Genomic DNA, 12,773 nt, shown 5'->3' with positions numbered 1-12,773 from the left:
CCACCCCCACGGGCTGCCCAGGCCCCGCACCGTACGGCTGCCCGGGAACGGCACCCCCCGGCTGTCCGGGAACGGCACCGGACGGCTGCCCGGACACCGCCCCCACGGAGTGCCCGGGCCCCGCACCGTACGGCTGCCCGGGAACGGCACCCCCCGGCTGCCCCGGCACCGCCCGCACTGGCTGGCCGGGCAGAGCGCCCACCGGCTGTCCGGGCAGAGCGCGCGCCTCACGGGACTCCGACTCCGCCCCCCGCCGGGGACCTGCCGGGCGGTCCGCCGACCCGCCGGGCACCCACTCCTCGTCCGCCGCGGCAGGCCGGCCGCGGGGCGGCCCGGCGGGACGGGCCGCGAGACCGGCGGCCGTGGTCCCCGGCCCGGTCGCGGGAGCCGCTCCGGCCGGGCGGTCCGGGAGCGTGGGCGGGAGGGTCCCGGACGGGTCGGTTTCAGGTACGGGGGGAGCCATGTGCCGCCTTGTCTGCGCTCCGGCCGGTTCTGCTGGGCGGCGGCGCGGCCGGGCGCCCACCACCCCCCAGCTGAACGTCCTCACCCCCGCCCGGGTCACGGGCTCCGGTGGTGGCTGCCCGCACCGGGCGGCGGGCGAGCGGCGCAGGGCCGCGCCCGCCGCGCTCCGGAGCCACCGCGCGGAACTCCGCTCGGGGAGCCCGCGCAGGGGGCACGGGCCGCCTCCGAGGACCCGGCGCGGGCTCACTGCTCGCTCCCCTCTGCGCGGCGGGCCGTGCGGCGGCTCCGCCCCGCGCGGCGGCCGGGCGGGCGGGTGACTCCGGCGGGGCGCTTGCGGTGGGGTTCACGACGCTCGCGCTCCCCCCGGAGGCACTGCCGCAGCCCCTCCGGGTCGATGCCCTCGTTGCAGGCGTGGTGCAGGAGCTGCGCGAAGCGGTACTCGGAGTCGGCCCGCAGGGCGAGCCCGAGCGCGATCCGGGCGGTCGGCTCGTCCCCGCTGGACCAGGAGACCCAGCCGGCCAGGGTGAGCGGGGCCGCCGCGTGTTCCCCGTAGGCGCCGACGCAGCGCCGGGCCAGGGCCCGCCACAGCCGCAGGGCCGGGGCGGCCTCGTCGTCCTCCATCCACTCGGCGGCGATGTCGCGGATCTCCCGGTCCTGGAGCCCGATGATCACGGCGGCGGCCTCGTCGTGCCCGAGCAGGGCGTCGTCCCAGTCGTCGGCGAGGGGACCGCCCTCGGCGGGCGGGGCGAGGAGCATCCGCCGCATCAGGGTCCGGGCGAGCTCGATGGTCTCCGCGCCGACCTCCTCCCTGGTGGCCCCGTCGAGGATCTTCGGGACCAGGGCGGCGGCCGCCCGCCCGAGGGCCTCCTCCTGTTCGGTGGCCCAGGCCCCGCGCAGGGGCGTCAGCCGGCTCTCGATCTCCTTCAGCGAGCCCCTCACCTGGAGTCCGGCGAAGGTGGCCGCCGCGGCCATCACCGAGGTGCCCGGCGGCGCCAGTGGATTGCCTTCGGCCGGGCAGCAGCCGGAGCCGTCGCAGGTGTACGACCAGTAGCGGCCGCCGGAGAGGCACAGGGCCTCCAGGACGGGCACGTCCAGTGCTCCGCACGCGATCCGCAGCCGTTGGGCGAGCGGCCGAAGCCGGGTCATCACCCGCTGGCCGCTCTCCCCGCTCCGCGGGTCCTGACAGAGGAACACCACGATGCCGTCGGGCTTGCCGCCACGTCGTTCGCTGCCCCGCACGAGGCAGTCGGCGACCTGTCGGGCCGTGTCCTCCCATTCGGAGTGCGCGGAGGGGATGCCGACGCGGAGCCGGCCGCCGAAGCGTCCGCCCTCACCGTGCACGGCGACCATGACGAGGGAGTCGGTCGGGTGGAAGCCGAGCATGTAGGGCAGCGCGTCGGCCAGTTCGGCGGGGCTGCGCAGGGTGATCTGGGACGGGTCGGGGACTCCGGAGGGGCTGATGGACGGCTGGCCGGACGGGCTGCGTGATTCGTGGTTCTTCGTCATGCCCCGACGGTCCCGTCCGCGGCCCGATCCGGAAACCCCTGTGGATAACTTGCTTGAATCTTCAATATCCACAGGTTGAGAGCGGCATTGGCGCGATGTCGGAGCCATCGGGTTGCATGGGGGCATGAACGCAGACCTGAGGTCCTCGGCCGATTCCGTACTCGCCCGTCTCGTGGGCGACCCCACGGGCACCGCACGGCTGCGCGAGGACCAGTGGCGGGCGATCGAGGCCCTGGTCGCGCACAAGCGGCGGGCCCTGGTCGTCCAGCGCACGGGATGGGGCAAGTCCGCGGTCTACTTCGTGGCCACCTCCCTGCTGCGGGCGAGCGGCGCCGGCCCGACCGTGATCGTCTCCCCGCTGCTCGCGCTGATGCGCAACCAGGTCGAGGCCGCGGCCCGGGCGGGAATCCGCGCCCGCACCATCAACTCCGCCAACCCCGAGGAGTGGGAGGACATCCAGGCCGAGATCGCGGCGGGCGAGGTCGATGTCCTGCTGGTCAGCCCGGAGCGGCTCAACAACCCCGACTTCCGCGACCAGGTGCTTCCCAAGCTCTCGGCCGCCACGGGCCTGCTCGTCGTCGACGAGGCGCACTGCATCTCCGACTGGGGCCACGACTTCCGGCCCGACTACCGCCGGCTGCGCACCATGCTGGCCGATCTCCCGCCGGGCGTCCCGGTCCTGGCGACGACCGCCACCGCCAACGCCCGTGTGACGGCCGACGTCGCCGAACAGCTCGGGACCGGGGCGGGCACCGACGCCCTGGTGCTGCGCGGCCCGCTGGACCGCGAGAGCCTGAGCCTGGCCGTCCTGACCCTGCCCGACGCGGCGCACCGGCTCGCCTGGCTCGCCGACCACCTCGCCGACCTGCCCGGCTCCGGGATCATCTACACCCTGACGGTCGCCGCCGCCGAGGAGGTCACCGCGTACCTCCGTCACCGCGGGCACACGGTGTCCTCGTACACCGGCAAGACCGAGAACGCGGACCGCGAACAGGCGGAGAACGACCTCCAGGCGAACCGGGTGAAGGCCCTGGTGGCCACCTCCGCCCTCGGCATGGGCTTCGACAAGCCCGACCTTGGCTTCGTCGTGCACCTGGGGTCGCCGTCCTCCCCCATCGCCTACTACCAGCAGGTCGGCCGCGCGGGCCGTGGTGTGGAACACGCCGAGGTGCTGCTGCTCCCCGGCCGTGAGGACGAGGCGATCTGGCAGTACTTCGCCTCGGTGGCCTTCCCCCCGGAGGAGCAGGTGCGCCGCACCCTGGACGTGCTGGCCCAGGCCGGCCGGCCCCTCTCGCTGCCCGCCCTGGAACCGCTGGTGGACCTGCGCCGCACCCGGCTGGAGACGATGCTGAAGGTGCTCGACGTGGACGGTGCCGTCCACCGGGTCAAGGGCGGCTGGACCTCCACCGGCGAACCCTGGGCGTACGACGCCGAGCGCTACGCCTGGGTCGCCCGCCAGCGGTCCGCCGAACAGCAGGCCATGCGGGACTACGCGGCGTCCACCGCCTGCCGGATGGAGTTCCTGCGCCGCCAGCTCGACGACGAGGAGGCCGCGCCCTGCGGCCGCTGCGACAACTGCGCCGGGGCCCGGTTCACCGCGGACGTCTCCAGCGCCGCCCTGGACACCGCCCGGGGAGAACTGGGCCGCCCCGGCGTGGAACTGGAACCCCGCAAGATGTGGCCGACGGGCCTCGCGGCGGTCGGCGTGGACCTCAAGGGCCGCATCCCTGCCGGGGAACAGGCCTCGGCCGGCCGGGCCCTGGGCAGGCTGTCCGACATCGGCTGGGGCAACCGGCTGCGCCCGATGCTGGCCCCGCAGACCCCCGACCAGCCCGTTCCGGACGACGTCGCCCAGGCCGTGGTGGCCGTACTCGCCGACTGGGCGCGGGGCCCGGGCGGCTGGGCCTCCGGAGCCGAGGGCGCCCCCGCACGGCCCGTGGGCGTGGTCGCGCTGCCCTCGCGCACCCGCCCCCAACTGGTCGCCACCCTCGCCGCACGGATCGCGGAGGTCGGACGGATCCCCCTTCTCGGAAGCCTGGAGTACACCGATCAGGCACCCGAGTTCGGACTCCCGTCCTCGAACAGCGCCCAGCGGGTCCGGGGACTCCACCAGGCCTTGACCGTGCCGCCAGCCCTGGCGGCCAGCCTGTCCGAGGCATCGGGTCCGGTGTTCCTCGTGGACGACCGGGCGGAGAGCGGATGGACCCTCGCGGTGGCCGCCCGGCTGCTCCGCCGGGCCGGTGCGAGAGGGGTGTTTCCGCTGGTGCTCGCGCTCCAGCCGTAGGCGAATGAGTCAACTCCGGCGTGAGAGGCCACCGATGGGGCAAGGATATGAACGGCATACCGGCGAATTCCGGTCTGCGGCTTCAAATGCTCATTGCCCCACCCTCGCGGGCCACGCGAGAATCGGAGTGCTCCCGCTCGGCTCGTCGGCACTCTCCAGGGCCGCGCAGCGGCGCGCCCACACCCCAGCCGTGCCCGCTCGCGGGCGTGTACCCGAAGGGAGGACCGTGACCTTCGGATTCGCCCCGCACCCGACCACGTCCCTGACAACGGCCACCGGCGGCGCCAGCCGTCACGGCCGAGTGCTCGAACCCGCCGAGTGGACGGCGGCGGGCATCCCTCTGCTGAGCAACCCGCGCGAGGTGGTCAGCGGGCTGCACTCACGGCACAGTCCCGTTCCGTCCACCGCCGTGATCGCCGTGCTCGGGCCCGAGGAACGGCTGGTGGCGAGCGCCTCCTTCGTGCAGCGGTCGAGCTCGGCGGACGGCTGGGAGTACCGCAACGCGCTGCTGTCCCGGCTGCGCAGGATCATCCCGCACGATCTGCGGCGGCGGACCCCGGTGCGGACGGCGGTGCTGATGTACTGCCGCGAGGGCGACGAGCGGTGGACCGAGGAGGACGGGGCCTGGATGTGGGGCCTGCGGGACGCCTGCACCCTGCACGGGCTGCGCTGCGGCGCCTACATCACGCTGACCCGAGGGGGCTGGCAGGTGCTGGGCGAGGGCCGCGGCGGGCGCAGTCCCGGTTCGGAGTCCCGGCCCGAGCGCCTGGGCTCCGTGCCGCCCGAGCTCGCTCCGCTGACGCTGAGCACCGCAGGCGGCGCGGCCGAGCCGCTGCGCCGTACCGCCGCCCGCTGAGGAGCGGCTCGCCATTCGGACCCCTCGCGCGCGAGGACCCGTACCACCGAACGGTCAGACCGCCGAGCCGCCTGGGCCCGGACCGCCATGGGCCGGACCGCCATGACGCCACGTCACCCCGGCCGGCGCGGGACGGATTCCCGCGGCCCGGCAGGGTGCGCGCGTGCGTACGCGGACGGGCGTACGACTGGTCGGACCTCGGACTTCAGCGGGGTCGACTCGGACCCCGCCCTTCGCCCGCGCCGGGTAGGGAGCGTCAGACGCCCGCACCCAGCACGGAGTTGATCTGCCGTGCGTCGCCGCACACGATCAGCAGGGCACCGGCACGCGTCAGCGCGACCGGCAGTGCCGCGGCGGTGGTCTCGGCCGGTCCGCCGTTGGCCGCGAAGACCACGACGGAACGGCCGCCGGCGCGCTGTACGTGCGCCGCGTCCGCGTAGAAGACGTCGTCCCCGGCGTCGTGCTGGGCCCAGTACGAGGCCTCGCCGAAGGACAGCTCGTGCGCGGCCCACGGGTGCGGGTCGCCAGTGGTGATCACCAGGATGTCGCCGGGCGCGCGCCCGGTGTCGAGCAGCAGGTCCACGGCCTCCTCGGCCGCGTCCAGCGCACCCTCGGCGGAGGCCGGGATCAGCTGGACCTGGGGAACGGCCGCCGAGACGGACGGCGCGGTGGGGGCTGCGGGAACGGGTCCGGGGGCGGCCTGTGCCGCGCGCTGCGCGGGCGGGGCGGGCCGGACGGGACCGGGGCGTCCGGGCCGGGGTACGGCGGCGGGACGCGGACCAGGTACGGGGCGGGGGGTCTGCGCGGTGCGGCTCGCGGCCGGCGTGACGCGGGGACCCTGGGCACTCTCGTGAATCTGAGGCTCCTCGATGGCGGGGGTGAGAGGCATGAGTTGATATCTATCAAACACCGGTACGAAACGTACCGGTGGGTGGCACGTGGGTGCGATCAGAAATCGAAGCCGAGTTGGCCTCCGTTTTCCAGCTCCGTCGATTCCTCGCTGCGGCGCACCTTCTTCAAGTGCCGCCACTGGGGCAGCGCGTCGAGGTACGACCACGAGAGCCGGTGGTACGCGGTGGGCCCCCGCACCTCGAGGGCGGCCCGGTGCACGGGCGAGGGGTAGCCGGCGTTCGAGGCGAAAGCGAAGTCCGCGATTCCGTCGCCTTGTTCGCCCAGTTCGGCCATCATCCGGTCGCGCCGGACCTTGGCTATCACCGAGGCCGCGGCGACGGCGACGCAGGACTGATCGCCCTTGATCACCGTACGGACCTGCCACGGAGAGCCGAGATAGTCGTGCTTCCCGTCGAGGATCACCGCGTCGGGCCGCACCGGGAGGGCCTCCAGCGCGCGCACCGCCGCGAGCCGCAGCGCGGCGGTCATCCCCAGTTCGTCGATCTCCTCGGGGGACGCGTGCCCGAGGGCGTGGGCGGTGACCCAGCTCTCGAGGATGTCGAGCAGCGCGTCGCGTCGCTTGGGGGTGAGCAGTTTGGAGTCGGTGAGCCCGGCGGGCGGGCGGCGCAGACCTGTGATGGCCGCGCACACGGTGACGGGACCGGCCCAGGCCCCTCGTCCGACCTCGTCGACCCCGGCGATGACCTTGGCGCCGGTGGTTGCACGGAGGGAGCGCTCGACGGTGTGGGTGGGTGCTTCGTACGGCATGGCGCCAGCAAGGTTACGCCGCCCCGGGCCGCCTGCACACCCCGGCCTGCGGTCGGCCGGGCCACGGGGTGCCCACGAAGTGCCCCCGGGGGCGTGCGCGTGCCTCCCGTGCGCCTGTACGCCCGCCCCGTGCGAGCCCGCGCGAAAGCTCCCGCGCCACGTCACGAGGGCGCCGGTCACACGCGCCGCGGCGCCCCGCCCGCCGGACGTCCCGGCCCCTTCGGCCCACCTCCGCGGGCCGGGCCCGGCCTCTCACACCCGGAGCATGGGCACCACGAGCCCGTCGATCATCTCCGCGATTTCCGAGTCCGGCCATTCGCTCCCGCACACCTTGGTCCGGTACATCAGCATGGCCGGAATCACCTCGATGACCATCGGGCTCGTGGCGTCCGGCCGTACGTCCCCCCGCTCGATTCCGCGGTCCACGAGCTCCCGGATCAGCCGGTGGGCCGGCTCGTGCAGCCCCTTCCAGATGACCTCACGGAACCGGTCGGCATGAGCGTGGTCGCATTCGTGAAGCACCGCACGCAGGGCTTCACCGGCCGGCGAGTGCATGACGTCCCGCATCCGCGCACACAGCCGGTAGAGGTCCTCGCGCACCGATCCGTGGTCCGCGATCCCGCCCAGCTCGGGCAGCCCTTCGCACAGCGCCTCGGCCACCAGGTCCGCCTTCGAGGACCAGCGCCGGTAGAGCGCCGCCTTGCCCGTGCGCGCCCCGGCCGCGACGCCCTCCATGGTCACGGAACTCCAGCCGCCCGCGCCCAGCTGCTCCAGCGCGGCGTCCAGAATCGCCCGTTCGAGCTCCGGCCCTCGTCTGCGCACCGGCGCCGACCCCTGCGACCAGCCCAAACCCGTCATACCCCTACCTCCGACCGGCCCGCACCCGCCGCCTCGCACGAATTTTCAGCCCTAGTGAACGCTTGCGTCCCCTACTTCGGGACTCCTACCTTGGACCCGCAGTGAACGGATGCGTTCACTATTTCACTTCGGGGGGATCCACAGTGACAAGCACCCGACTCGACACGCCTCGGATACCGGGGGCCGCCCGACGGCCCGGGCGCCCAGGGGTGGCACTCGCCGTCATCGCGGCCTGCCAGCTCATGGTCGTCCTCGACGCGACGATCGTGAACATCGCGCTCCCGCACATCCAGACCGCCCTCTCCTTCTCCACCACCGACCTCTCCTGGGTGATCAGCGCCTACACCCTGGCCTTCGGCGGCCTGCTGCTGCTCGGCGGCCGGGCGGGCGACATCCTGGGCCGCCGCCGCGTGTTCATGACCGGCATCCTGCTCTTCACCCTGGCCTCGCTGCTCGGCGGATTCGCCCAGGAGCCCTGGCAGCTGCTGGCCGCCCGCGCCCTGCAGGGCGTCGGTGGTGCCATCGCCTCGCCGACCGCGCTCGCCCTGATCACCACCACCTTCGCCGAGGGCCCCGAACGCAACCGCGCCTTCGGCGTCTTCGCCGCCGTCTCCGCGGGCGGCGGCGCGATCGGGCTGCTGGCCGGCGGCATGCTCACGGAATGGCTCGACTGGCGCTGGGTGCTGTTCGTCAACGTGCCGATCGGCGTGCTCATCGCGGTCCTCGCACCGCTGTTCATCAACGAGTCCGAACGCCACCCGGGCCGGTTCGACGCCGCCGGAGCGCTCACCTCGACCGGCGGTATGACCGCGCTCGTCTACGGGTTCATCCGCGCCTCCGAGGACGGCTGGCGGGACTCCCTGACCATCGGCTCCTTCGCCGCCGCCGTCGTCCTGCTCGGCATTTTCGTGGTCATCGAGTCGCGGGCCGCGGATCCGATCATCCCGCTCCGCATGTTCGCCGACCGCAACCGGGCCGGCACCTACGTCATCATGCTCGGCCTGGCCGCCGCCATGTTCGGCATGTTCTTCTTCATCGTCCAGTTCGTGCAGAACGTGCTGGGCTTCTCCCCGATCCAGTCCGGGCTCGGCTTCCTGCCCGTGACCGCCGCCATCGGCACCGCGGCCGGGATCTCCCAGCGCTTCCTGCCCCGCTTCGGGCCCAAGCCGTTCATGGTCACCGGGTCCGCGCTCACCGGGATCGGGCTGGCCTGGCTCAGCTTCATCGAGACCGACAGCACGTACGTCTCCGGGGTGCTCGGCCCCATGCTGCTCTTCGGCTTCGGCATGGGCCTCAACTTCGTGACCCTCACCCTCACCGCCGTCTCCGGGGTGTCGCCCAGGGAGGCGGGAGCGGCCTCAGGGCTGCTCAACGCCAGCCAGCAGGTGGGCGGTTCGCTCGGCCTGTCCATCCTGGTCACGGTCTTCGGGACGGCCGGCCGCGAGGAGGCCGAGAAGCAGGTCCCGGCCTTCATGGCGCAGGCCGATCCGGCCCAGCTGGCCGCGTTCAAGCAGAGCGGGCGGCTGCCGGACCCGTGGGGGGACCTCGTCCTCGCCCAGGGCATCTCCAGCGCCTTCGTCGCCGCCGTCGCCATGGCCGGGCTCGCCCTGGTCACCGCGCTGCTGGTGATCCGGGTACGCAAGAGCGACCTGGAGGCCCTCAACGGCGCCGCCGCCAAGGCCGGTCCGGCCGCCTGACCACCAACGTCTGGACAAAGTCCGTACGAAGGCCCGGGCTCGGGACGCACCACCGCGCCCGGGTCTTCGTACGCCGCACCGCCCGCGGAACCCCTCAGGACGCGCTCGGCACCCGCCCGGCCCGTCCGCTCAGGACGCCGACTCCGGCAGCCAGGCCGGAAGGGCCTCGGTCCGCGCCAGCCAGGCCTGCGGCAGCACCGCCTCCCCGCGCGCGCCCAGTACCCCGCCGACGATCGCGCAGGTGGTGTCGACATCGCCGCCCACCTGCGCGGTGGTCCAGAACGCCCGCTCGTAGTCGCCCAGCGACCTCGCCGCCGACCACAGCGCGAACGGCACAGTGTCGTGGGCGCTGGTGCGCCGACCGCAGCCCAGCACCGCGGCGACGGTGGTCGCGTCGCCGTAGTCCAGCATGTCCCGTGCCCGGCGCACGCCCGCGCCCACGGCGCTGCGCGGCACCAGCGCGATGACCCCGTCCAGCAGGTCCGCCGGGGTCGGCGGGCCGTCCGGGGACGCCGCCAGCGCGGCCGCGGCGGCTACGGCCATCGCCCCGCACACCGCCTCGCGGTGCTGGTGGGTGGTGTAGGCGGAGATCTCCGCCTGGTGGGTGGCCTGCTCGGGATCGTCCGCGTACCAGGCGCCGAGGGGCGCGATCCGCATGGCGGCGCCGTTGCCCCAGGAGCCCTGGCCGTTGAACAGCTCCGCGGCCAGCGTGCGCCAGTCCTCACCCTCCCGGACGAGGCGCAGCATCCGGTTGACGGCGGGACCGTAGCCGCGGTCGAAGTCGTGGTGGTGGGCGAAGGAAGAGGCCAGGGCGTCCTGCTCGATGCGTCCGTGCGCGGCGAGTACGGCCACCACCGAGCAGGCCATCTCGGTGTCGTCGGTCCACTGCCAGGGCTCGCTGCCGGCCGGCAGCTCGCGCCGCTTGAGCAGCGGGTAGTTCACGGGGACGAAGTACTGGGAGCCCAGGGCGTCCCCCAGTGCCAGCCCTCTGAGGCTGGACGTGGCGCGTGCGTAGCGCCTTTCGGGAGTGGAGTCAGCGGTCATCCCGCGTCACTTTAGCCGTCCAGGTCATAAGGCTCGGGTGTGGTCCACCGCTCAAACGGGCGGTCCATCCGGTAGCGGCCGTCCGGTCCTAGCATCAGCACCCGGAATTCACCGTTGCCCGGATTGGAGAGGGCCTCGAACTCGGCCACCGACCAGTGGAACCAGCGCATGCAGAAGAGCCGCATGGTCAGCCCGTGCGTCACCAGCAGCACGTTCTCGGGGTGGTCGGGGGCCTCGAAGCTGCGGTAGAGGCTCTCGAGGAAGGACCCGACCCGGTCGTAGACGTCGGCGCCCGACTCTCCCTGGGCGAAGCGGTAGAAGAAGTGCCCGTACGCGTCCCGGTACGCCTTCTGGAGCCGCACGTCGTCCCGGTCCTGCCAGTTGCCCCAGTCCTGCTCGCGCAGCCGGGGCTCCTCCCGCGTCCGCACCCGGGCGGGGTCCAGCCGCAGCTCGCGGAAGGTCTGCAGGGTCCGCCGGTACGGGGAGACGTACGCGCTGATGTGCTCATCGCCGAAGAGCTCACGCAACCGGAGCCCGACCGCCGCGGCCTGCTCGCGGCCCGTACGCGTCAGCCGCAGGGCGTGGTCGGGCTCCCGTTCGTAGACGGTGTCGTCGAGGTTGCCTTCCGATTCCCCGTGCCGGACAAGGACGATGCGCCGTGGTCGTACCATTCCACGACCCTATTCGGCCATGGGGGCGCGTACGCCCCGGGCACGCCGGTCGCGCTGTCGGTCGTCGTACGGTCATACCGTCCAGGCGGGTTCGAGGTCGACGACGTCCCCGGTGAGCGCCTCGACATCGGCTTCGGTCTGGGCGCGCAGCGAGAGGCGCTCGACGCGTTCCTGCCGGTACTTGCCGTGCTCGGCCGCCGCTCGCCACATCGACAGCACCAGGAACTCCCGGCCGGGGGCCTCCCCGAAGAGGCCGCGGATCATGCCGGGGGACCCGGCCATGGCCGGATTCCACACCTTCTCCTGCATGAGGGCGAAGTGTTCGAGACGACCCTCCCGCACCCGGGTGTGCGCGACCCGGACCACGTCGGCGTCGCTGAAGCGCGGCTCGAAGCCGGTCTTCACGTCGAAGCGGTGGTCGAAGAGCGTCACCCGGGAATTGGTGTAGGTGCCGTTCTGCGATGCCGCGAGCCGGTCGTGCGAGCGGGCCATGAAGGAGTCGTAGAAGGAACGGCTCTCCCAGAACGCGAAGACGTGCGCGACCCCCTGCCGGCCCCGGCTCCAGCCGCCGCCCTGCCCCCGGAATCCGGGTTCGCCGGGCAGCCCCGCCCATTTTCGCTGCCCCCGCTCGAACCCGCGTCGGTCCGTCACCGTGCAGCGAATCCACTTGACCAGCACCGCGCCATCGTACGGGCCAGGCACGGCCCGGGTCAGTCCCCGGAGCGGTGGATCCGTACCAGTTCCGCCCCATCCCGCTCGGACAGCCGAATGCCGAACTCCCGGTCGAGCAGGGCGAGCAGCTCGTCGGCGGCCACGGACCGCGTCTCGGCCCGCCCGTCGGGGTACAGGCGGGTGAGCTCCCGTCCCACCAGTCTCACGCGTGCGGCCTCGCCGGGGTGCTGCACGATGGTCTGTCCCACGAAGGAGGAGAGGGGGTGCGAGGAGCTGTAGTGGTTGAGCAGGACGTAGTCGACGGGGTGGTAGCGCTGCGGGGAGAAGGCGTACAAGTCCCGCCAGGCGCCGCCGTAGAGGGTCCGGAGCACGAGGATGCCGTCCTCCTCCGGGTGAACGGCGTACGTCCACCCACCCTGGCGCACCTCGACGCCGGGGCGCGCGAGCGGGAGGGGCTCGCGCGGGCCCAGGTAGCCGAATCCGGCGTCACAGAGCCACGGTTGGCCCTCGATGGTGACGATCAGGACCGCGTGCGTCACCGGCAGGAGGGCGTCCCCCCGGGTGCGGTTGCGGGCACCGCGCCCGGACACCTCGAAGCCGATCCGCTCCAGGGCGGCGGCCAGCAACGAGTTCTGCTCGTAGCAGTAGCCGCCCCGGCGGGCGTGCACGAGCTTGTCCTCGATGGCCTTGACCTCCAGCGCGACGGGGCGGCCGAGCAGGACGTCCAGGCTCTCGAAGGGGATGGCGGCGGTGTGGGCCCGGTGCACTGCGTACAACGTCTCGAGGTCCGGCCGGAGTTCCCCGGGCGGGGTTCCGTCCTCACCGCCCATCCCGATCCGCACCAGATACGCGCCGAGGTCCAGCTCGTCACCGTTCCACATGGTTCTCCCGCTCCCCCATCGTGTGCTCCAGGGACCCCGGGATCGCCCCGGCTCCCGCACCATGATCGCCGGTACCGCCCTTCCCGCGCGCGGCCGATGCGCGCCGGGGAGGCTGTCCGGTGACCGTTTCGCGGGGAAAGGGAAATACGCCGAAGGGCGGTGGACCCTCCTCGGGGGAGGGTC

The 12,773-nt window shown here is 73.4% G+C and carries 11 protein-coding genes; 3 read left to right on the top strand and 8 right to left on the bottom strand.

Going from position 1 to position 12,773, the window contains the following annotated elements; genetic code table 11:
- Positions 1-705 precede the first annotated feature (705 nt).
- Positions 706-1,968, bottom strand: a complete 1,263-nt coding sequence (locus ACFV0Q_RS28520) for a DUF4192 domain-containing protein (protein WP_385009228.1) — start codon at positions 1,966-1,968, stop codon at positions 706-708.
- Positions 1,969-2,092: 124 nt separating this feature from the next.
- Between ACFV0Q_RS28520 and ACFV0Q_RS28515 the strand changes: the two genes are divergently transcribed.
- The gene (locus ACFV0Q_RS28515) at positions 2,093-4,252 is read left to right on the top strand and encodes a RecQ family ATP-dependent DNA helicase (protein ID WP_385009227.1); all 2,160 of its coding nucleotides are present in this window, start codon (positions 2,093-2,095) and stop codon (positions 4,250-4,252) included.
- A 226-nt stretch (positions 4,253-4,478) separates the two neighbouring features.
- A complete protein-coding gene (locus ACFV0Q_RS28510; RefSeq protein ID WP_385009226.1) occupies positions 4,479-5,108 on the top strand; it encodes a hypothetical protein in 630 nt (209 codons plus the stop codon).
- A gap of 256 nt (positions 5,109-5,364) precedes the next feature.
- On the opposite strand, the gene ACFV0Q_RS28505 is transcribed toward ACFV0Q_RS28510, so the two are convergent.
- From ACFV0Q_RS28505 to ACFV0Q_RS28495, 3 genes are all read right to left on the bottom strand, one after another.
- Positions 5,365-5,997 carry a hypothetical protein gene (locus tag ACFV0Q_RS28505; protein WP_385009225.1) on the bottom strand — a complete coding sequence of 211 codons (633 nt, stop codon included), beginning with the start codon at positions 5,995-5,997 and terminating at the stop codon, positions 5,365-5,367.
- 59 nt (positions 5,998-6,056) lie between these two features.
- Complete coding sequence (locus tag ACFV0Q_RS28500; RefSeq protein ID WP_385009224.1) at positions 6,057-6,767, bottom strand: ribonuclease HII; 711 nt, start codon at positions 6,765-6,767, stop codon at positions 6,057-6,059.
- Between the two features lie 252 nt (positions 6,768-7,019).
- Positions 7,020-7,625 carry a TetR/AcrR family transcriptional regulator gene (locus tag ACFV0Q_RS28495; RefSeq protein WP_385009223.1) on the bottom strand — a complete coding sequence of 202 codons (606 nt, stop codon included), beginning with the start codon at positions 7,623-7,625 and terminating at the stop codon, positions 7,020-7,022.
- 143 nt (positions 7,626-7,768) lie between these two features.
- Here ACFV0Q_RS28495 and ACFV0Q_RS28490 point away from each other — a divergent pair, with 143 nt between their 5' ends.
- Positions 7,769-9,322, top strand: coding sequence for an MFS transporter (locus tag ACFV0Q_RS28490; RefSeq protein ID WP_385009222.1), 1,554 nt, complete (start codon positions 7,769-7,771; stop codon positions 9,320-9,322).
- Between the two features lie 129 nt (positions 9,323-9,451).
- On the opposite strand, the gene ACFV0Q_RS28485 is transcribed toward ACFV0Q_RS28490, so the two are convergent.
- From ACFV0Q_RS28485 to ACFV0Q_RS28470, 4 genes are all read right to left on the bottom strand, one after another.
- The gene (locus tag ACFV0Q_RS28485; protein WP_385009221.1) at positions 9,452-10,366 is read right to left on the bottom strand and encodes an ADP-ribosylglycohydrolase family protein; all 915 of its coding nucleotides are present in this window, start codon (positions 10,364-10,366) and stop codon (positions 9,452-9,454) included.
- An 11-nt stretch (positions 10,367-10,377) separates the two neighbouring features.
- Positions 10,378-11,037, bottom strand: coding sequence for a histidine phosphatase family protein (locus ACFV0Q_RS28480; protein ID WP_385009220.1), 660 nt, complete (start codon positions 11,035-11,037; stop codon positions 10,378-10,380).
- A 72-nt stretch (positions 11,038-11,109) separates the two neighbouring features.
- On the bottom strand, positions 11,110-11,715 hold the full coding sequence (locus ACFV0Q_RS28475; RefSeq protein ID WP_385009219.1) for a YdbC family protein: 606 nt from the start codon (positions 11,713-11,715) through the stop codon (positions 11,110-11,112).
- Positions 11,716-11,747: 32 nt separating this feature from the next.
- Entirely contained in the window at positions 11,748-12,590 is an 843-nt protein-coding gene (locus ACFV0Q_RS28470) for an arylamine N-acetyltransferase (RefSeq protein WP_385009218.1), read from the bottom strand.
- Between the last annotated feature and the right edge of the window lie 183 nt (positions 12,591-12,773).

The sequence above is a fragment of the Streptomyces sp. NPDC059564 genome, assembly GCF_042735575.1.
GTDB lineage: Bacteria > Actinomycetota > Actinomycetes > Streptomycetales > Streptomycetaceae > Streptomyces.
This window is presented reverse-complemented; position numbering and strand designations above follow the sequence as displayed.